Origin of the sequence: Ensifer sp. Root31, assembly GCF_001424825.1 — a bacterium.
In the GTDB taxonomy this organism is placed as follows: domain Bacteria; phylum Pseudomonadota; class Alphaproteobacteria; order Rhizobiales; family Rhizobiaceae; genus Ensifer; species Ensifer canadensis.
In genome coordinates, this window is the sequence record NZ_LMCO01000023.1 from 59,609 (window position 1) to 80,276 (window position 20,668).

Annotated in this window: 16 protein-coding genes; 4 read left to right on the top strand and 12 right to left on the bottom strand. The window is 61.2% G+C overall.

The features are described from left to right. The first annotated feature begins 3 nt into the window (after positions 1–3). Positions 4–366 (top strand): glycine cleavage system protein GcvH, encoded by a 363-nt coding sequence (gene gcvH / locus ASD00_RS20390; protein WP_025427112.1) that lies wholly within the window; start codon positions 4–6, stop codon positions 364–366. Then, positions 366–3,230 carry an aminomethyl-transferring glycine dehydrogenase gene (gcvP, locus tag ASD00_RS20395; protein ID WP_025427113.1) on the top strand — a complete coding sequence of 955 codons (2,865 nt, stop codon included), beginning with the start codon at positions 366–368 and terminating at the stop codon, positions 3,228–3,230. Before gcvH ends, gcvP begins: the two co-directional genes overlap by 1 nt. Positions 3,231–3,276: 46 nt before the next feature. Here gcvP and ASD00_RS20400 read toward each other — a convergent pair whose 3' ends face one another. The 9 genes from ASD00_RS20400 to ASD00_RS20440 all read right to left on the bottom strand — a co-directional run bounded on the left by ASD00_RS20400 (position 3,277) and on the right by ASD00_RS20440 (position 12,447). Beyond that, complete coding sequence (locus ASD00_RS20400) at positions 3,277–3,705, bottom strand: response regulator (RefSeq protein WP_025427114.1); 429 nt, start codon at positions 3,703–3,705, stop codon at positions 3,277–3,279. Positions 3,706–3,715: 10 nt separating this feature from the next. Beyond that, positions 3,716–5,221, bottom strand: a complete 1,506-nt coding sequence (locus ASD00_RS20405) for an ATP-binding protein (protein ID WP_162249742.1) — start codon at positions 5,219–5,221, stop codon at positions 3,716–3,718. Positions 5,222–5,313: 92 nt separating this feature from the next. After that, positions 5,314–5,706 (bottom strand): Fe-S cluster assembly scaffold SufA, encoded by a 393-nt coding sequence (gene sufA, locus ASD00_RS20410; RefSeq protein WP_025427116.1) that lies wholly within the window; start codon positions 5,704–5,706, stop codon positions 5,314–5,316. A gap of 98 nt (positions 5,707–5,804) precedes the next feature. Beyond that, positions 5,805–6,185, bottom strand: a complete 381-nt coding sequence (locus ASD00_RS20415; RefSeq protein ID WP_025427117.1) for an SUF system Fe-S cluster assembly protein — start codon at positions 6,183–6,185, stop codon at positions 5,805–5,807. Positions 6,186–6,256: 71 nt separating this feature from the next. Continuing rightward, on the bottom strand, positions 6,257–7,498 hold the full coding sequence (locus ASD00_RS20420) for a cysteine desulfurase (protein ID WP_057208634.1): 1,242 nt from the start codon (positions 7,496–7,498) through the stop codon (positions 6,257–6,259). A 27-nt stretch (positions 7,499–7,525) separates the two neighbouring features. After that, the gene (gene sufD / locus ASD00_RS20425; RefSeq protein WP_025427119.1) at positions 7,526–8,803 is read right to left on the bottom strand and encodes a Fe-S cluster assembly protein SufD; all 1,278 of its coding nucleotides are present in this window, start codon (positions 8,801–8,803) and stop codon (positions 7,526–7,528) included. Positions 8,804–8,825: 22 nt separating this feature from the next. Continuing rightward, positions 8,826–9,581 carry a Fe-S cluster assembly ATPase SufC gene (gene sufC, locus ASD00_RS20430; RefSeq protein ID WP_025427120.1) on the bottom strand — a complete coding sequence of 252 codons (756 nt, stop codon included), beginning with the start codon at positions 9,579–9,581 and terminating at the stop codon, positions 8,826–8,828. A 77-nt stretch (positions 9,582–9,658) separates the two neighbouring features. Beyond that, positions 9,659–11,128: a Fe-S cluster assembly protein SufB gene (sufB, locus tag ASD00_RS20435; protein WP_057208636.1), complete on the bottom strand. Its 1,470-nt coding sequence runs from the start codon at positions 11,126–11,128 to the stop codon at positions 9,659–9,661. A gap of 152 nt (positions 11,129–11,280) precedes the next feature. After that, positions 11,281–12,447, bottom strand: coding sequence for a cysteine desulfurase family protein (locus ASD00_RS20440; protein ID WP_025427122.1), 1,167 nt, complete (start codon positions 12,445–12,447; stop codon positions 11,281–11,283). 224 nt (positions 12,448–12,671) lie between these two features. Here ASD00_RS20440 and ASD00_RS20445 point away from each other — a divergent pair, with 224 nt between their 5' ends. Beyond that, the gene (locus ASD00_RS20445; RefSeq protein WP_025427123.1) at positions 12,672–13,349 is read left to right on the top strand and encodes an alpha/beta hydrolase; all 678 of its coding nucleotides are present in this window, start codon (positions 12,672–12,674) and stop codon (positions 13,347–13,349) included. Between the two features lie 18 nt (positions 13,350–13,367). Here ASD00_RS20445 and ASD00_RS20450 read toward each other — a convergent pair whose 3' ends face one another. Beyond that, positions 13,368–14,567, bottom strand: a complete 1,200-nt coding sequence (locus ASD00_RS20450) for a GGDEF domain-containing protein (protein ID WP_057208642.1) — start codon at positions 14,565–14,567, stop codon at positions 13,368–13,370. Positions 14,568–14,704: 137 nt separating this feature from the next. Continuing rightward, the gene (locus tag ASD00_RS20455) at positions 14,705–15,841 is read right to left on the bottom strand and encodes an anhydro-N-acetylmuramic acid kinase (protein ID WP_057208644.1); all 1,137 of its coding nucleotides are present in this window, start codon (positions 15,839–15,841) and stop codon (positions 14,705–14,707) included. Between the two features lie 124 nt (positions 15,842–15,965). On the opposite strand from ASD00_RS20455, the gene tyrS reads away from it, so the two are divergent. Continuing rightward, positions 15,966–17,219 (top strand): tyrosine--tRNA ligase, encoded by a 1,254-nt coding sequence (tyrS, locus tag ASD00_RS20460; protein WP_057208646.1) that lies wholly within the window; start codon positions 15,966–15,968, stop codon positions 17,217–17,219. Positions 17,220–17,269: 50 nt separating this feature from the next. Here tyrS and ASD00_RS20465 read toward each other — a convergent pair whose 3' ends face one another. Further along, positions 17,270–20,665, bottom strand: coding sequence for a DUF3971 domain-containing protein (locus ASD00_RS20465; RefSeq protein ID WP_057208750.1), 3,396 nt, complete (start codon positions 20,663–20,665; stop codon positions 17,270–17,272). Positions 20,666–20,668: the final 3 nt, after the last annotated feature.

The following is a 20,668-nucleotide window of genomic DNA, read 5'->3' on the forward strand; positions in this document are numbered from 1 at the left end:
CAAATGTTGAAGTTCACCGACGAACACGAGTGGCTGAAGGTCGAAGCTGGCGTAGCAACGGTCGGCATCACCGAACACGCGGCCGGCCAGCTCGGCGACCTCGTTTTTGTGGAACTGCCGGAAACTGGCTCCACCTTTGCCAAGGGCGACACGGCGGCAACGGTTGAATCCGTCAAGGCGGCATCCGACGTCTATTGTCCACTTGATGGCGAAATCGTCGAAGTCAACCAGGCGATCGTCGACGACCCGTCGCTGGTCAACAGCGATCCGCAGGGCGCTGCCTGGTTCTTCAAGCTGAAACTCGCCGATCCGAACGCAGCCGACGCCCTTCTCGACGAAGCGGCCTACAAGGAGCTCGTCGCCTGATGAGCATGCCCAAGGACTTCACCTTTACCGACTACAAGCCGTATGACTTTGCCAACCGGCGTCATATCGGCCCGTCGCCGGCGGAAATGGATGAGATGCTGAAGGTCGTCGGTTATCCGTCGCTCGACGCGCTCATCGATGACACCGTGCCGCCGTCGATCCGTCAGAAGACGCCTTTGGCCTGGGGCGCGCCGATGACCGAGCGTGAAGCGCTCGACAAGATGCGCGAAACGGCCAACCGCAACCAGAAGCTCGTGTCGCTGATCGGCCAGGGCTATTACGGCACGATCACGCCGCCGGTCATCCAGCGCAACATCCTGGAAAATCCGGCCTGGTACACGGCCTATACGCCCTATCAGCCGGAAATCAGCCAGGGTCGTCTCGAGGCGCTGCTCAACTACCAGACGATGGTCTGCGACCTGACCGGCCTCGACGTTGCCAACGCTTCGCTGCTTGACGAAGCGACGGCTGCCGCCGAAGCCATGGCGATGGCCGAACGTGTGTCGAAGTCCAAGGCGAAGGCCTTCTTCGTCGACGAGAGCTGCCACCCGCAGACGATTGCTCTGTTGAAGACCCGTGCCGAGCCGCTCGGCTGGCAGATCGTCATCGGCAATCCGTTCACCGATCTCGATCCGGTCGACGTCTTCGGCGCCATCTTCCAGTATCCGGGCACCTACGGCCACGTGCATGACTTTACCGGCCTGATCGCCCGCCTGCACCAGGCCGGCGCGATCGCGACGGTCGCGGCCGACCCGCTGGCGCTTGCCCTCTTGAAGTCGCCCGGCGAAATGGGTGCCGATATCGCCATCGGCTGCACCCAGCGCTTTGGCGTTCCGGTCGGCTACGGTGGTCCGCACGCTGCCTACATGGCCGTCAAGGACGCGCACAAGCGCTCGATGCCCGGCCGTCTCGTCGGCGTCTCGGTCGATGCACGCGGCAACCGCGCCTATCGCCTTTCGCTGCAGACCCGCGAACAGCATATCCGCCGCGAAAAGGCGACGTCGAACATCTGCACCGCGCAGGTGCTGCTGGCCGTCATGGCCTCGATGTACGCTGTTTTCCATGGACCGAAGGGCATCAAGGCGATCGCTCAGAGCGTTCACCAGAAGACCGTTCGCCTCGCCATGGGCCTCGAAAAGCTTGGCTACACTGTCGAACCGGACGTGTTTTTCGACACGATCACCGTCGATGTCGGCAAGCTGCAGGGCATCATCCTCAAGACTGCCGTCGCCGAGGAAGTGAACTTGCGTAAGATCGGCGAAACCAAGATCGGCATCAGCCTCGACGAGCGCTCGCGCCCCGTCACGCTCGAAGCCGTCTGGCGCGCCTTTGGTGGTGACTTCAAGGTAGAAGAGTTCGAGCCGGGCTATCGCCTGCCGCAGCCGCTGCTGCGCACCAGCGAATACCTGACGCATCCGATCTTCCACATGAACCGCGCCGAAAGCGAAATGACGCGTTACATCCGCCGTCTTTCGGACCGCGACCTGGCGCTCGACCGGGCGATGATTCCGCTCGGTTCCTGCACGATGAAGCTCAACGCTACGGCGGAAATGCTGCCGATCACCTGGCCCGAATTCGCCGAAATCCATCCTTTCGTTCCGAAGGATCAGGCGGCCGGCTACCAGCACATGATCGAAGACCTGTCGGATAAGCTCTGCGCCGTCACTGGCTATGACGCGATTTCCATGCAGCCGAACTCCGGCGCACAGGGCGAATATGCCGGTCTGTTGACGATCCGCGCATACCACCTGGCACAGGGCAACGACCATCGCGACGTCTGCCTGATCCCGACTTCGGCGCACGGCACGAACCCGGCGTCCGCCCAGATGGCCGGCATGAAGGTCGTCGTCATCAAGGTGAGCGACAACGGCGACATCGATATGGATGATTTCCGTGCAAAAGCCGAGCAGTACGCGGAAAACCTCTCGTGCTGCATGATCACCTATCCCTCGACGCACGGCGTGTTCGAAGAGAACGTCCGTGAGGTCTGCGAGATCGTGCACAAGCACGGCGGCCAGGTCTACATGGACGGTGCAAACATGAACGCCATGGTCGGCCTTGCCCGCCCCGGCGACATCGGCTCCGACGTCAGCCACCTGAACCTGCACAAGACCTTCTGCATCCCGCATGGCGGCGGCGGTCCTGGCATGGGCCCGATCGGCGTCAAGGCGCATCTGGCACCCTACCTGCCGGGTCACCCGGAAACGGATGGCAATGACGGTGCGGTTTCGGCTGCTCCTTTCGGCTCGGCCTCGATCCTGCCGATCTCCTGGAGCTACTGCCTGATGATGGGCGGAGAAGGCCTGACCCAGGCGACGAAGGTGGCGATCCTCAGCGCCAACTACATCGCTGCTCGGCTGAAGGGCGCCTACGAAGTGCTCTACAAGTCGTCCAAGGGTCGTGTCGCGCATGAGTGCATCATCGACACCCGCCCGCTGGTCGAAAGCGCCGGCGTGACCGTCGACGACGTGGCCAAGCGCCTGATCGACTGCGGTTTCCACGCTCCGACCATGAGCTGGCCGGTTGCCGGCACGCTGATGATCGAGCCGACGGAATCGGAGACCAAGGCTGAGATCGACCGCTTCTGCGAGGCAATGCTGGCAATCCGCGAGGAAGCCCGCGCCATCGAGGAAGGCCGGATGGACAAGGTCAACAACCCGCTGAAGAACGCTCCGCACACGGTCGAAGACCTGGTCGGCGATTGGGATCGTCCCTACTCGCGCGAACAGGCCTGCTACCCGCCAGGCGCTTTCCGGGTCGACAAGTACTGGTCGCCGGTCAACCGGGTCGACAACGTCTTCGGTGACCGAAACCTGGTCTGCACCTGCCCGCCGCTGGAAAGCTACGCGGAAGCAGCGGAATAAACCGATGACAAGCGGGGCGCGCCCGATGGTGCGCCCCGATCTTACCCTACTGATCAAGCACGACGCCGCGCGGCGGCAGGGTGTTTTCTATCCAGAAGCGGACGAAGGCCTCGGCGAATTGCCTGTAGCCCGAAAGCGACGACGGCTTGGCCGCATAGGCGTTTGCACCGGCCTTGTAGGACCGGAAAACGTCGCTCGGATTGGTGGACGACGTCAGCACGATGACCGGCACCACCGATGTGCCCTCATTGCTGCGAATGCGCTCCAAGAGTTCCATCCCGTCGACACCGGGCATCTTGATATCCAGAAGCACATAGTCGAAGTGCTCGTGCCCGAGGCGCGCCACGGCCTCGTCGGCGTGGGTGACATGGACGATGTCGAGCGTGTCGTCGGTCTGTGAAAGGGCACGCGTGACGAAACGCGCGTCGTGCACGTTGTCCTCCACCACAAGCAATCGCTTCGGTGACTTGGCCAATCTTGTCGCCTTACTTGGTCTTCCGCATGCGCTTGGGAAGCGTCACCACAAATCGTGCGCCTTCGGTGAAGCCCGTGTCAAGATGGATCGATCCGTTGTGGCTTTCGGCGATCCGCTTGGCAAGCGCAAGGCCGATGCCCGTGCCGCCATAGGTGCTTTCGTCGTGGTGCAAGCGCTGGAACACTTCGAAGATGCGCGTGGCGAATCGCGGGTCGATGCCGATGCCATTGTCCTCGACCGCAAGCTCCACCTGCTGGCCGACGGCGCGGCCGTTGACGCGCACGATAGGCCCGCGATCCGGATGTCGATACTTGATGGCATTGCCAACAAGGTTTTGCACCAGCCGGCGCAACAGTTCCGGATCGCCCTGGACCTTCGGCAGCGGACCGATCTCGAAGGCCACATTCGCCTCGCGCGCGTGACCGCCGAGAACGCCCAGAGTATCGGCGACGATGTCGCCGAGGTCGACATCGGACCATGTGCTGATCTGATAGGCAATCTGCGAATAATCGAGCAGGCTGTCGATCACCCGGTTCATCCGCCTTGCGCTGTCGCGCAGATGGCGGGCGCTGGCCGAAACCTCATCCTGATTGCCGGCGGCCAATTCATCCTCGATCATCTCGGAGAACATCGAAATGTGCCGCAAGGGTGCCTTCAGGTCATGGGAGACCGTTGCCGTGAACTGATCGAGGGCCTCGTTCTTGTGCTCGAGCTCCTGTCGCTGGCGCTCGAGCGTCAGTTCCGCGCGCTTCAGTTCGGTCACATCGACGCGCAGGACGACGGTGTTTCCGTCCTTGGTCTTGATATTTTCAACCCTCAGCCAGCGGTCGCCGGCGTAGCGGTAGATCTTCGCCCTGTTGTCCGGTTGACGAAAGTCCTGCAGCCGATGCGCCACCCAGGCGGGCCAATCCGGGTTACCGGGCAAGGCTTCGGGATAGTGCCCCTCCTTCTGCGCAAGCAGAAGGATCTCTTCGGCGGTCATGCCAGGGTGAAGCAAGGGGCCGGCTGGGCCGCAGATCGTCACATAGGCGCGATTGTAGACCAGCAACCTTTCCTCGGCATCGAAGATTGCGAAACCTTCCGGCATAACGTCGAATGCTGCGTCGAGCATGTCGGACGCCCGCTGTCTCTCAAGCACGGCCTTGGCGAGATCTGAGACGTCGCGGATGATGCCGATCAGGGCCAGTTCCCGTCCGGCGGCATCGATCAGCGGCGTGGTGCGCAGATGGCCCGAGAATGTCGAGCCGTCGCGCCGGATATAGCTGTAGGTCGAGGTGCGCGCGATCGTCTCGTCGACCCTTGCCGCGCGATTGCGCAGCCGCCTCAAGTATTCGTCGTCGTCAGCATAGATAAGGCGCGCCGGTTGGCCGATGAACGCGTCGGCCGCATAGCCGAATTGCGTGAGTGCAGCTGGGTTGGCGGAGCGAATGATGCGCTCAGCGTCGAGGATGATCACCGGATCCGGAAAGGTCTCATAGAGCGCATTGAAGACAAGTTCCTCGTCGAACGCCGTCACGCCCATCTCCCCCAGTTACGCGACCGCATATCAGCAGAAAAAAGGCCCGGCGAAAACCCGGGCCTGCCATCTCTCGAAACACAAGGAGCGTATCAGTTCGCGCGCACCACGGCGTCGCCGCGCTCCGCAAGCGCTGCCAGATCGGCCGGCTTCAGCTCGACCGATTCGCCGCATCCGCAAGCTGACGTCTGGTTGGGGTTGTGGAAGGTGAAGCCGGAGCGAAGCGTCGTCACCTCGAAATCCATCTGGGTGCCGAGCAGGTAAAGCACCGCCTCCGGCGCAACCCAGACCTTGGCACCAGCGTGCTCGATCAGATCGTCCTTTGGATTGGGCTCGGTGACGAGATCCACGGCATACTCCATGCCGGCACAGCCGCCCTTCTTGATGCCGACGCGGATGCCCAGGGCATCGCCACCTGCATTTTCAACGATCGACTTGACGCGCCCGGCGGCTGCATCGGTCAAGCTCATCACGGCAAAGCCCATCGGCCTTTTCTCCTTGTCGTCACCGGGGTAAAGGCCCGGCGCCTTCCAGAATCAAATGTAGTGTCCGCAGCTTAACGGATCAATATGGCGCCTTGCGGTCAGTACCAACCGATGGCCACCTGTGCCTCTTCCGACATGCGGTCAGGCGTCCACGGCGGATCGAAGGTCATAGAGACCTCGACTCCCGACACGCCTTCGACGGCGCCCACCGCATTTTCGACCCAGCCGGGCATCTCGCCGGCGACGGGGCAGCCCGGCGCGGTCAACGTCATGTCGATCTTGACCATGCGGTCATCTTCGATGTCGATCTTGTAGATCAGGCCGAGCTCGAAGATGTCGGCGGGGATTTCCGGGTCGTAGACGGTCTTCAGCGCGCTGATGATATCGTCGCTCAGACGTGCCAGTTCTTCGGACGGGATTTCCGAATGCACGATGCCCTCGCGCACGTCGATCTTGTCTTCCGTTGCATCCAGGCTCATGTCGGCCTCCTAGACTTTCTCTTTCAGTTCAGATGCTTGAGTTGAAACTCTGAACCATTTTCCAAACCCGATCAGGCGAAGAACTTGCGCGCGTACTCAAGCGCGTCAGCCAATGCGTCCACTTCAGCCCGCGTATTGTAGAGGCCGAAGGATGCGCGGCATGTGGAGGTGACGCCGAAGCGTTTCAAGAGCGGCTGCGCACAATGGGTGCCCGCGCGAACTGCGACGCCGGCGCGGTCGATCACCGTCGAGATGTCATGGGCGTGAACGCCTGCGATCTCGAAGGAAAAGATGCTGCCCTTATCAGGCGCATTGCCGAACACTTTCAGCGAGTTGATCCTCGACAGGCGCTCGCGCGCATAGGCGGTCAGGTCGGCTTCGTGCCTGGTGATCGCCGCCCGGCCGATCTTTTCCATGTAGTCGAGCGCGTAGCCAAGCCCGATCGCCTGGACGATCGGCGGCGTTCCGGCTTCGAAACGATGCGGCGGATCGTTGTAGGTGACGCGGTCTTCGGTCACTTCCTCGATCATTTCACCGCCACCCATGAACGGGCGCATTTCCTTCAGGCGGTCCATCTTGCCGTAAAGCACGCCGATCCCCGAGGGACCGTAGAGCTTGTGGCCGGTCATCACGTACCAGTCGCAGTCGATGTCCTGCACGTCGACAGGCATGTGGACTGCGCCCTGGCTGCCGTCGACCAGCACCGGAATGCCGCGCTCGCGGGCAATCCGGCAGATCTCCTTGACCGGTACAACGGTGCCCAGAGCATTCGACATGTGGGTAATGGCGATGAGCTTGGTGCGCTCCGTCAGGCACTTGACGAAATCTTCGATGTGGAACACGCCATCGTCGTCGATCGGCGCCCAGACCAGCTTGGCGCCCTGGCGTTCGCGGATGAAATGCCAAGGCACGATGTTAGAGTGGTGCTCCATGATCGACAGCACGATCTCGTCGCCCTCGCTAAGCTTCGGCATACCGTAGCCATAGGCGACTGTATTGATCGCCTCGGTGGAGGATTTTGTGAAGATGATGTTGTCGGCCGATGGCGCGTTCAGGAAGCGGCGCACTTTCTCGCGCGACGCTTCATAGGCCTCGGTGGCGGCATTCGAGAGGAAATGCAGGCCCCGATGCACGTTGGCGTATTCGTTGGCGTAGGCATGGCTCACCGCGTCGATGACTGACTGCGGCTTCTGCGCCGATGCGCCGTTGTCGAGATAGACAAGCGGTTTGCCATAGACAGTCCGGGACAGGATCGGAAAATCCTTGCGGATCGCTTCGACGTCATAGGCTGGCACCGGCACAGTGTGTTCCATGTCTTTCAATCCAATCAGTCGCGCCTGTCAGGCATGCTTCACGAGCCAGGCCGAGATTACGCCTTCCAGCGCCTCGACCAGCGGCTCGTCGTCGAGTTCCTCGACGATTTCGGCGACGAAGGCGTTGACGAGCATCGCCCGCGCCTTGTTTTCCGGAATACCGCGCGCAAGCAGATAGAAGAGCTGCGTGTGGTCGATGTCAGTAACCGTCGCGCCGTGACCGCACTGCACGTCGTCCGCAAAGATCTCCAACTCGGGCTTGGACGAAAGGTCGGCATCGTCCGAAAGAAGCAGCGTGTTGCACGCCATCCGCGCGTCAGTCTTCTGCGCGTCCTTGGCAACCAGGATCTTGCCCTGGAAGACGCCTTTGGCGCGATCGAAGACCACGTTGCGGATGATTTCCGTCGATGTGGTGTGCGGCACGTTATGGCCAAGCGTGAAGGTGACGTCCGTGTGGCTTTCGCCGCCGAGCAGGTTGATGCCGCGTAGCTTGAAATCAGCGCCTTCGCCGCTCGTCTTGCCGTGGATCTCCTGTCGCACCAGCTTGCCGCCGGCATTGATGACGAAAAGATACAGCTTGGCGTCCTTGGCGAGATCGAAGCGCATCTGCCCGAGATGGGTGTCTGCGGCTCCCTGCTGCTGCAGGATGATCCAGATGATGTCGGCACCCTCGCCAACCGCAACGTCGCTGACCGTTGAGACCAGGCTCTCGCCGGCATCGGTTGACAGGTGACGTTCGATCACAGTCGCCTTGGTGTTCGCACCGAAGGAAACCGGGAAGCGCGTGTGCGACTGGCCGATGCTCTGCACCAACTGAATTTCAAGCGGGTCTTCCAGCTCGGTTCCGTCTGCGATCGCAAGCTCGATACCACCGCGCACGAGGCCGCCGTTGATGCGGCCGATTGCGTCGTCCGAGCCGAGCACCGCAAGGCCGGCAGCAGCCGACCCGTCGAGCAGGCTGTCGGTGTAGGAGCGCATCGTCACGCCCTCGGGCGCATTGCCCTTGAGGTCGGCATGGCCGTTGCGCACCGCAAGTACTGTCGAGCCGGCGACAAGCGCCTCGACGCGATCAGCAAAAGCCGTCGGGTCGGCGGCAGGTACCGCACGCAGCAGCGTGCGAAGATCGGTATAGTGCCAGGACTCGACGCGGCGCGTCGGCAGGCCTGATGTCCGCAGTTCGTGCACCAAGGTGTCACGAACCGACAGCACCGAGCCGTCGCCGGGTAGATCGCCGATCTGCGCGGTATAGGCATCGACGAGCGCCGTTTCGGCTGCCGTCATCTTGATTGCCTGTTGCATATTCATTCGAACACTCCTTCAACAGGCCCTAGGCTGCAGCCTCGATGATATCAGCGTAGCCGTTGGCTTCGAGTTCGTGTGCAAGCGCCTTGTCGCCCGACTTGATGACCTGGCCCTTGTAGAGCACGTGCACCGTGTCCGGAACGATGTAGTCGAGCAGGCGCTGGTAGTGGGTGATGACGATGACGGCGCGGTCGGGCGAACGCAGTGCGTTGACGCCGTCGGCGACGATCTTCAGCGCATCGATGTCGAGGCCGGAGTCGGTTTCATCAAGCACGCACAGCTTCGGCTCGAGCAACGCCATCTGCAGGATCTCGGCGCGCTTCTTCTCACCGCCGGAGAAGCCGACGTTGAGCGGGCGACGCAGCATTTCCGGAGCGATCTTGAGCTCGGCAGCGGCTTCCTTGACACGGCGCATGAATTCCGGTGTCGTCAGCTCGTCTTCGCCGCGATACTTGCGCTGCTCGTTCATCGCCACCTTCAGGAACTGCATGGTGGCAACACCCGGGATTTCGACCGGGTACTGGAAGGCAAGGAAGATGCCCTTGGCGGCGCGCTCGGAAGCCTCCAGCTCAAGGATGTTCTCGCCGTTGTAAAGGATCTCGCCTTCGGTCACTTCGTAGTCTTCGCGGCCCGACAGGATGTAGGACAGCGTCGACTTGCCGGAGCCGTTCGGCCCCATGATGGCGGCGACTTCGCCGGCCTTCACCGTCAGGTTCAGGCCACGGATGATTTCAGTGCCGTCTTCGGCGATGCGGGCGTGCAGGTTCTTGATTTCAAGCATTATATCGTCCTCTTGGGAAACGAACGTCTGTTTGCGCGCAAAGCGGATGCGCGCCATTCAATAATCAGTTCAAGGCCTCAGCCGACCGAGCCTTCGAGCGAGATGCCGATCAGCTTCTGCGCTTCGACGGCAAACTCCATCGGCAGTTCCTGGATCACTTCCTTGACGAAGCCGTTGACGATCAGCGCGATCGCCGCTTCAGTCGGGATGCCGCGCTGCAGGCAGTAGAACAACTGGTCCTCGGAGATCTTCGAGGTCGTCGCTTCGTGCTCGAACTGTGCCGTCGAGTTCTTTGCCTCGATGTAGGGCACGGTGTGCGCGCCGCATTTGTCGCCGATCAAAAGCGAATCGCACTGGGTGAAGTTGCGGGCGTTCTCGGCCTTGCGGTGGGCCGAAACCTGGCCGCGATAGGTGTTTTCCGAAACGCCGGCAGCGATGCCCTTGGAGACGATGCGGCTCGACGTGTTCTTGCCGAGGTGGATCATCTTGGTGCCACTGTCGATCTGCTGATGGCCGTTCGATACGGCGATCGAATAGAACTCGCCGCGCGAACCGTCGCCGCGCAGGATGCAGGATGGATACTTCCAGGTGATCGCTGAGCCGGTTTCCACCTGGGTCCAGGAGATCTTGGAGTTCTTGCCGCGGCAATCGCCACGCTTGGTGACGAAGTTGTAGATACCGCCCTTGCCGTGCTTGTCGCCAGGGTACCAGTTCTGGACCGTCGAATACTTGATCTCGGCTTCATCGAGGGCCACGAGTTCGACGACAGCTGCGTGCAGCTGGTTTTCGTCGCGCTGCGGCGCCGTGCAGCCTTCGAGGTAGGAAACGTAGGCGCTTTCTTCGGCGATGATCAGCGTGCGCTCGAACTGGCCGGTGTTCTTCTCGTTGATGCGGAAGTAGGTCGACAGCTCCATCGGGCAGCGAACGCCCTTCGGCACGTAGACGAACGAACCATCGGTGAAGACGGCGGAGTTGAGCGTCGCATAGTAGTTGTCGGTCGGCGGAACGACAGTTCCGAGATACTTCTTGATCAGATCGGGATGCTCGCGGATCGCCTCGGAGATCGACATGAAGATCACGCCGGCCTTCTTCAGCTCTTCCTTGAAGGTCGTCACCACCGAAACGCTGTCAAAGACGGCGTCGACGGCGATCTTGGACTTCTGCACGCCGGCGAGGATTTCCTGTTCCTTCAGCGGGATGCCGAGCTTTTCGTAAACCTTCAGAATTTCCGGGTCGACTTCGTCGAGCGACTTCGGACCCGTCGTGCCCTTCGGCGCGGCGTAGTAATAGATGTCGTTGAAGTCGATTGTCGGATAGTTGACGCGCGCCCAAGTCGGCTCGTCCATCGTCAGCCAACGGCGATAGGCCTCAAGACGCCATTCCAGCATCCATTCCGGCTCGCTCTTCTTGGCAGAGATGAAACGGATGATATCTTCGGAAAGGCCCTTCGGCGCCTTTTCGACTTCGATGGTGGTTTCAAACCCGTATTTGTACTGGTCCACGTCGATCTGACGGACCTGATCAATGGTCTCCTGCACGGCAGGCATGTCGTTCTCCAATCTTGCCGGATCCAAGGTCCGGTAGCTTGTCAACACGATGCGAACTTGGCGCACCGCTTATGTAATGGCTAAAAGGCGCTTTTCACCCCGTTTGCCAAGCGGAAAATTGCTTTTCCGCAATTTCGTTCAACCGCGCGTTCTCACGCGGCCTGACCTGTCGTTCGGCGCCTTGCGGCGACCTTGGCGAACACCGCCGCGCAACGCTCGATCTCGGCCTCCGTGGTGGCCGGGCCGATCGAGATGCGCAGTGCCCCCTGACGGGGGTCGTAACCCATTGCAGTCAGCACGTGGCTCTGACCGACCTTGCCGGATGAGCAGGCGGAACCCGCCGAAAGTGCGACACCCTCGAGGTCGAAGGCGATCTGTCCGGTTTCCGCTTTCATGCCAGGAAGCGTGAAGAAGATGGTGTTGCCAACGCGCGAAACGTCGCGGCCATGGATCACCACATCCGGCGCCGAGGTCTGCATATCCTGTTCCAGCCGATCGCGAAGCGCTGCGACCGATGCCATGCGATCATCGAGGTTGTCGGCAGCCTTGCGCGCCGCTGCAGCAAAGCCTGCGATCGCAACCGCGTTCTCGGTACCTGAGCGATGGCCCTTTTCCTGGCCGCCGCCCCGGATCAACGGTGCCGGCATCATGATCTCACCCCGGGCGACAAGCGCGCCAGCGCCCTTGGGGCCGCCGATCTTGTGCGAGGAGATGATGAGAAAATCCGCACCCAGTTCTTCGATAGATAGCGGCAGCCGACCGGCCGCCTGTACGGCGTCGACGAGGAGAATACCGCCATGGGTGCGAACGATCGCGGCAATCTCGGAGATCGGCTGAATGATGCCGGTTTCGTTGTTGACCAGCATCACCGCGACCATCGGCAGGCCGCTTTCGCGGTCGTGGGTGTCGAGAAGCGCACGCAGGGCCTCGAGATCGACGACACCGGCGGTCGTCACCGGGATTTCCGAAACGTTCTCGCGCGCAAACCGCCCGCCTTCGCGCAATGCAGGATGCTCGATCGCCGAGGCATAGAGTCGGCCAATCTTCAGCGGCGTGCGGCCCATGCGGAAATCGGGCGTCAGCACCATGTTGGCCGCTTCGGTCGCGCCGCTGGTGAAGATCACGCTTGCCGCCTTGGCGCCGCAAAGCGCGCCCACGTCGCGGCGGGCATTTTCGATCAGCGTGCGGATCGTCCGGCCCTCGCCATGGACGGAGGAAGGATTGCCGACCAGATCGAGCGCAGACAGGCACGCGTCGCGCGCTTCGGCAAGAAGCGGCGCCGTGGCGTTCCAGTCCATATAGATGCGCGAGGTCGACATAATTTCCTTCGCTAGAACAATAGGCTCACCGCCGACAACCACCGACGATGCATTTTCCTTGAATTTTCCGCACCGCTTGCCTTATGAGACGAAGCACACGGCGGAATGCCCGCACAGAAGTTTTGAACGGTTCTAAACTAGGTTTTAGAAAAGCTGAGTGCTTTCGTCAAGACTCATCGCGATCCGAAACCAAGATTCGAACCAGGAACACCCCCGGAGAGCCAATGCCCGAAATTATCTTCAACGGACCTGCCGGCCGCCTCGAAGGCCGCTATCAGCCTTCGAAGCAGAAGAGCGCCCCGATCGCCATCATCCTGCACCCGCACCCACAGTTCGGCGGCACGATGAACAACCAGATCGTCTACCAGCTTTTCTACATGTTCCAGAAGCGCGGCTTTACGACGCTGCGTTTCAACTTCCGGGGCATCGGCCGTAGCCAGGGCGAGTTCGACCATGGCGCCGGCGAGCTTTCGGATGCCGCATCTGCGCTCGACTGGGTGCAGAGCCTGCATCCCGATTCGAAGAGCTGTTGGGTTGCCGGTTATTCCTTCGGCGCCTGGATCGGCATGCAGCTCCTGATGCGCCGTCCGGAAATCGAAGGCTTCATGGCCGTCGCCCCGCAGCCGAACACCTATGACTTCTCGTTCCTGGCGCCCTGCCCGTCCTCCGGCCTCATCATCAATGGTGATTCGGACAAGGTGGCACCCGAGAAGGACGTGAACGGACTTGTCGAAAAGCTGAAGGCGCAGAAGGGTATTCTCATCACCCACAAGACCGTGCCGGGAGCCAACCACTTCTTCAACGGCCAGGTCGAAGGCCTGATGGCGGAATGCGAGGATTATCTCGACCGCCGCCTCAACGGCGAACTGACGCCGGAGCCGGCTGCCAAGCGCATCCGCTGATACCGATGCGGGCGGCTCTTAAGGCCGCCCGATCCATTGTGGGGGCAATGGGTTGACCACATTTTGTAGCGCCTCGGCGCATTCCACACGATTGCGCCCGTTTTCTTTTGCCGCATAGAGAGCCTTGTCGGCCCGCTGCATCGCCTGTTCGAGCGGTTCACCCTTGGCAATCGCCGCAACGCCGAAGCTTGACGTCACTCTCGCCTGCTCCGCAAGACCGTCGATCTTTTGCGACATCATCGCAGCGCGCATTCCGTGCGCCACCACCCGCGCCTCCTCCAGATCTGTGGAGGGCAGGAAAACCACAAACTCCTCGCCGCCAAGACGACCGGCAACTGCGCGGTTGGGCATGACATCTTTCAGGACGCGCGCAAACTGGCGGATCACCTCGTCACCTGTGTGGTGTCCGTAGCTGTCATTCACCAGTTTGAAACGGTCGAGGTCGGCCAGAATCAAGGTGCCCGGCTGACGGCCCTCGCGCAGCTGGAGCATAGGGATGACGCGTTCGGTGAAGCCACGCCTGTTATAGAGCCCGGACAAGAGGTCTATTTCCGAGCGTGCGCGGGCATCATCGACGATCTCCTTGACCATGACGCCGAGCATCGCAAGACCGGTGCTGACGATCAGCACGGCGCCAAGCGCCTGGGAAATCAGCGCGAACGGGCTCGATACATAATCCTGCGCGGTTGCCCCGGAACCGGCCGCGACGGCCGCGTAGATTTTCAGGAGATAGTAGCCAGAGGTCAGTACCAGCAGCGAGAGCAGGATCCAGTCCGCCGCCGAGCGCCGTTTGGAGCGGATGACGACGGAGGCCGACCACGCCTGGATGACAAAGAATGGCAACTGGTAGGGGGCGGCATGCTGCAGCGTTCCCCTAGGAAGATCATAGATCGCGAGGTCGAGCGTCACCGAGGCCAGGAAGAAGGCGACAAGCACCTGCCAGTTGGCTGGCACGCGATAGAACAGACCAAGGCCGAAGCGCAGCAGACAGAAACCGGCAAGCACGCTCGCAAATGCACCGATGGCAAAAAAACGGGGAAAGGATGTGAAGGGCACGACGGTTTCGAATACCGCCGCGAGCGAGGCAACGGCAAAGCCGCCGGCGCAAAAGAGCGCGGCCCTTCTGGACCGGCTCTTGGCGGCAATGACAAGAAATGCTGCAGTGAATATCTGGGCGATAACGAAGTTCACAGCCAGCAGAGAAATCGCACCACCCATCGACGAACCCGAATTGTCTGTTGCCACGGCAGGGCCGCTTTGTGCCACCTCATGTGGCAGCACCGGACGATACTATCGGTGGCAGGCGAAAATTTGATTAATCGGGCAAAGGGAATCGCGGCAGGCGGTACCTGCCGTCAGCCTGCGGTGCGGGATGCGAATTTGCCGCCGGTGACCGGTTGGCGCACCCCGGTTGTGCCGGGATAGGTGAGCGGCAACCCCCGCTGCGCACGCACCGCGAGATAGGCCCAGGCCTCTGCCTCCATCGAATCACCGTTGAAGCCGACCGCTTCGGCCGCAAGCACGTTTGCACCATGGGCTGTCGCCTCCGATGCCAGATCCCGCATGATCACCGGATTGAGCCGGCCGCCGCCGCACACGATGTAGGTTCGGGGCGCTGCTGGCAGATGACTGGCCGATTTGATGATCGCAGCCGCCGTCACATAGGCGAGCGTTCGCGCTCCGTCTTCGAGATTGGCGTCCTTTCCCTTTGGCGGTGCGAAATCGTTGCGATCGAGCGAACGGCGCCTGTCCGAGGAGAAGAAGGGATTGAGCAGATAGCGTTCGGCAAGATCCGGCAGCACGCTGCCTTCGCTGGCAATCATGCCGCCCTGGTCAAAGGGAATGCCGGCATGTGCCTCCACCCATTGATCGATCAGCGTGTTGCCGGGCCCGCTGTCGTAGGCAACCAGTCCGACGTCGGCGCCGATGAATGTCAGATTGGAGATGCCGCCGATGTTGACGAAAACGACCGGCTGAACCAGTTCGCCATTCGCTGCGGCGTTCCGGGCGAGTGCTGCATGATAGGCCGGAATGAGCGGTGCGCCCTGGCCACCATGCTCCATGTCGTTGGCGCGCATGTCATAGACGACATCGATGCCCGTTTCGCGGGCAAGCAGCGCCCCGTCGCCGATCTGGACGGTCAGGGCATCGTCTGGCCGGTGAAGCACGGTCTGGCCGTGAAACCCGATAACATCAACACTTTCGCGCAAGATGTTGTTCTGCCGGAGAAATGCCTGAACCGCTTCGACATGCCTGAGCGTCAGTTCCCGCTCGAGATCGGCCAAAATTCCTGGCCGTTGCTCGCGGCTGGCGATCGACTTTGCGTCTTCGAGACCCTGTTTCAGCCGGTCGCGGAAGCGTGCCTCATAGGCGTATCCCGCCGAAGGTCCCTGCTCGACGATCGCATCGCCGTCGGTGCGCAGCAGCGCCACGTCGATCCCGTCCATGCTTGTCCCGCTCATCAAGCCGATCGCGGTCATGATCTTGCCCATGCATTCCTCCAAGGCGTTGCCCATCTACATAGCAAAAACATCGGCCAAGCAAAGACGTGCACTTTTGCCCAAACAGTGCTAAACGCCGCGCGCAGACGTTCTACCCAGCCGAAAGAGACAGGTCATGTCCGAGTTCAAGTCCGATTTCCTCCACACCCTCAGCGAGCGCGGTTTCATTCATCAGATTTCCGACGAATCTGGTTTGGACGAACTGCTGCGCAAGGAAACCGTGACTGCCTATATCGGCTACGATCCGACCGCTTCGAGCCTGCATGTTGGCCACCTGACACAGATCATGTTGCTGCACTGGTTCCAGGCAACCGGCCATCAGCCGATTTCGCTGATGGGCGGCGGTACAGGCATGGTTGGCGACCCTTCCTTTAAGGAAGAGGCGCGCAAGCTGATGACCGTTGAGATAATTGAGGACAATATTGCCTCTCTCAAGCATGTCTTCGCCAACTACCTCGACTACGACAAGTCCGAGACCCCGGCACTGATGATCAACAATGCTGAGTGGTTGCGCGGGCTTAACTACCTTGAATTCCTGCGTGACGTTGGCCGCCATTTCTCGGTCAACCGCATGCTGTCGTTCGACAGCGTCAAGACCCGGCTTGATCGCGAGCAGTCGCTGTCGTTTCTCGAGTTCAACTACATGATCCTGCAGGCCTACGACTTCGTCGAACTGCACAAGCGCACCGGCTGCCGATTGCAGATGGGCGGCTCGGATCAGTGGGGCAACATCATCAATGGTATCGACCTGGGCCACCGCATGGGAACGACCCAGCTTTACGCCCTCACCTCGCCGCTTCTGACGACGTCGTCCGGTGCGAAGATGGGCAAGTCGGTCAATGGCGCTGTTTGGCTCAACAAGGACCTGCTGCCGATCTATGACTTCTGGCAGTATTGGCGCAATACCGAGGATGCCGATGTCATCCGCTTCATGAAATTGTTCACCACTCTTCCCATGGCCGAAATAAATCGTCTCGCTGCCTTAGGCGGATCGGAGATCAACGATGCCAAGAAGATTCTGGCAACGGAAGTGACCGCAATCTTGCACGGACGGCAGGCAGCGGAGGAAGCTGCTGAGACCGCCCGCAAGACCTTCGAGGAAGGGGCAGTCTCCGAAAACCTGCCGTCGGTCGACGTGCCTGCGTCGGAACTCGAAGCCGGCATCGGCCTGCTGACGCTTGTCGTACGTGCGGGGCTTGCCTCGTCCAACGGCGAAGCCCGCCGTCACGTTCAGGGCGGCGCCGTGCGCATCAATGACGAGGCCGTCAGCGATGAGCGCCGCCTGATCGGCAGTGGCGATGTGACCTCGGATGGCATCGTCAAGCTGTCGCTCGGCAAGAAGAAGCATATCCTCGTTCGCCCCGCATAAGCCGGTGCACTCCTAGAGAATCTCGAAGGCCGGCCATTGTGCCGGCCTTATTATTGAAACTCGAAGATGCTGCGGAAGACGCCGGGCGCGATGATCGAAAGCGGGTTGATCGTCAGCTTCGGCTGGTTGAATGGGCCATTGAGTTTGAAGGTGATACCGAGCAGGCCACGGTCGCGGCCATTGCCGAGCAAGACGCCGATCAACGGCAGTTCGCCAAAAATTCGGTTCAAACCGTAGGCGGGCATGAAGGTACCCGTCATATCCATGATGCCGTTGCCGTCACGCACTGTTCCCTGGAAAGTCGCGCCGACATCGGTTCCCCTGAGGACGCCGCCATCGACCCGAATGGCGCTGCGGTCGAGGGCAAGCTGGGCAAAACCGCGCTCGAATCGCGCCGTGCTGACATCGATGTCGCGCTTTACCGCCTGGTTGAGGCTCCGTCCGTCCTGTCCAGCCGGCGTCGACACCATCGACTGCAGCCGTTGCTCGCCGACCAGCTGGAACTTGCGGATGTCGATCGAGCCGCGCCATGACCGGCCGCCACGATCACGCAACTTCATGTTCAACAGACCACCGCGCATGTTGCTATAGATGTCGGCGAACCGAGCAAGCGAGCCGGCGTCGCCGGTGGTCAGTTCAAGAATGTTGTCGGCACCGGATTTGGCGAGCCGCGCCACTACTGCCTGGCCGCTTCCGGTGACTGCCGACAGATTGATGTCTTCGATCTGTTGGCCACGCTCCGAATAGACCAGGTTCACATTCGAAAGCACTTCGCCGTTGAAGCCGGCGACGCGACCGAGCTGACCCTGGATGGTGATGTCGTCACCGGCGCCACCGTCGCCGTTCGAGCCGCTCTTCATCTGGGCAAGGATCGGACGAATGTCTGCCGCGGCACCGCTCAGCGTCACGACATGGATGCCTTTGCGGCGATCGATGGCAACGTTGAAATCGTCGCCCTGCGCCAGACGGACATTGCTGAGCTTTGCATTAACGATGCCGGCGCCATCGACCTGCAGATTACCGCGTGCGCCGAAACCGTCACCGGCGATTGCAAAGTCCTTGATGGTTGTAACGCTGTCGTTGATGTCGGATGTGAAGCGCACCTCGGCTGGTATGCCTGCACCTTTGTTCCAGCCGATCCAGGGAAGCGAGAGCCTGGCCTTGGTCAGATCGACGGTAACGTGCTGAACATCAGCCTCGTCGATCACCAGATCGACGTCCATCGGCCCGAAGACGATCTTCGACAGGCCGGGGGTCAGCTTCTCCCGGGCTGCCGCATCGAGTGTGCCGCTGATTTCGCGTTTGCGTTTGACCTTCGATTTGCTGTCGACCGGTTCGGTGAGCGCGATCTTGACCTTTGCGCCTTCAACAACCGCATCGGCATCGAGAACCGCTTGCTCGTTGTCGACCCGGAACGTGCCGGAAAGATTGGAGACGCCGCGTCCGGCGATCGGGCGCGTGACGGTGACGTCCTCAAGCTGCATCTCCACTTGCCAGAGCGGCGGTGGCGGGTGCTGGTCGGTGACAAGGCCAAACCGCGCTCCGACCTGTGCGGTTAGCGGGCCGGTAAAGTCGCCTGGGACAAACGGTGTCTTTTGCAGCGCCTGAATCGGCTTGTAGGTGACGAGCTCGGCGATCGCGTCTGCCTCGCCGCCAACTTCGATCTTCATTTCCGCGATCAACGGCTTGGTGTAGACATCGGGAATGATGAAATCGCCGCCATTGAGCGCGACGGACCGGCCGGAGGGAAAAAAGGCCGCCCCCTGCTTTACGCCCACTTCCATGCGCTGGCCGCTCAGCTTGAACGTGCCCGATGTGTCGCGCAACGGCGGTATCTCACCAGCAATGTTGATCCGCGTTTCGTCGATGTTGAACGTGATGTTCAGTTCTTTCTCGTCGAGCTTCAGCTCGCCTTCGTTCTGGGCGATCCGCCCCTCTGCCACCGAAACCTCGATGCGCGCATCAGTGACCGTGCCGCCGAAGAGATTGCGGATCGCCCAGCGGCGCGCGCCCTTGGCGATCCACCAGGGCCAAAGCTGCTTGACGGCCGTCGGTTGCATCTGGTCGCTGACGGCGGCAAAGCTGACCTGCGGCGAAGTCTTGCCGAAGGCGACCGAAAGCGAACCGAACATCGAGCCGAGCGGGCTGGAAACGGCGAGCTGATCGAAGATCAGGCGGTGGCGCGCATCCGAGGTGAAGCGGCCGCTTGCCTTCGCATCGAAGATCAAGGGACGTTCGGTAATGTCCTCCGGCGCGGAACTTGCATTCCTGAACAAAAGATCGATGGCAAAACCCTGATCGGTTGCGCCTGCTGTTCTGTCGAGGTCTTTCACTGCACCAGTAAACGGGAAGATCGAGCGACCGATATTGACCGTCGACGGCAGCACCTCGACGGCAGCCCGCTCAAAGTCATAGGCGATATCCATCTGGGAGGGATTGATCGTCGAAACCAGCCCACCGGCGTGGAATGCACCTTCCGACGTCCTGACGGCCACGCGAAGGTCGGGCTTGGCGCCTTCGGCGGCGCGTGTCGCCGTGAGGGTCAGCCCCGCGGTCGCATCGATGCCGAAGGCGGCCTCCTTGCCGAAGGGGCCGTGATAGAAGAAGGGCTTCAGCGGAATGTTCGAGATTGCCGCTTCGAAGCCGGACATATGACCCTTTGCACCAAGAGCGTTGGCGCTGAGATCGACATCGACTCCATCGACGGTCACGCTGCCTTTGACGTGCATGGAGCCATCGGCATCACGATTGAACTCCAGCTCCTTGGCATCGACCGGCACGACACGGTTACGTGCACCGGCGACTGTGAAAGAAAAGTTGGAAAGCAACACCGTCTGGTCGCCACGCCCTGCCGCCATCTTCGACATGCGGTCGACATGGGCAAAAAGCTGCTCCAGTGCGTCGCCGACATCGGCGATCTTGATCTTCGTCAGATCGACCGGCTCGCCGCGTGGCAGGAGGCCGGTGTCGAAGTCGCCACCTTCGGCTTCAAGACGTGAAACCGAAATCCTGCCCGTCAACAGCGCCAGAGGGTCGAGGGCAATGGATATCGAACTCAACTTTGCGACAGGTTGGCCGGACGTGGCTTCGCTCAGCGCCACTTCCCGCGCCTTGAGCGCCAGCGCGCCGTTCGAGGTCATGCGAACGACGGTGCTACCGACCTCAGCGCGATAGGCGCCGCCGAGTGCCGCGTTCAGCGCCGTGCGGGCGCGCGCGTTCAGTGTGCTGTCGATCGCCCCGCTCTCGACGACGGCGATGAGGCTGGCCGCAGTGATGAAGGCGAGCAGTAAGCCGCAAAGGGCAATCTTGCTGAGAAAGCGCAAGAGCCCGCGTTTGTGCGGGGCATGCACGATGACGGGTTCGTGTGCCTGCGCCGAGGGCAACGCATGCAACGCGACGATGTCTTTCTTGCGAAAGCCGACTTTTTCGCCGCGGATCTCACTCATCGG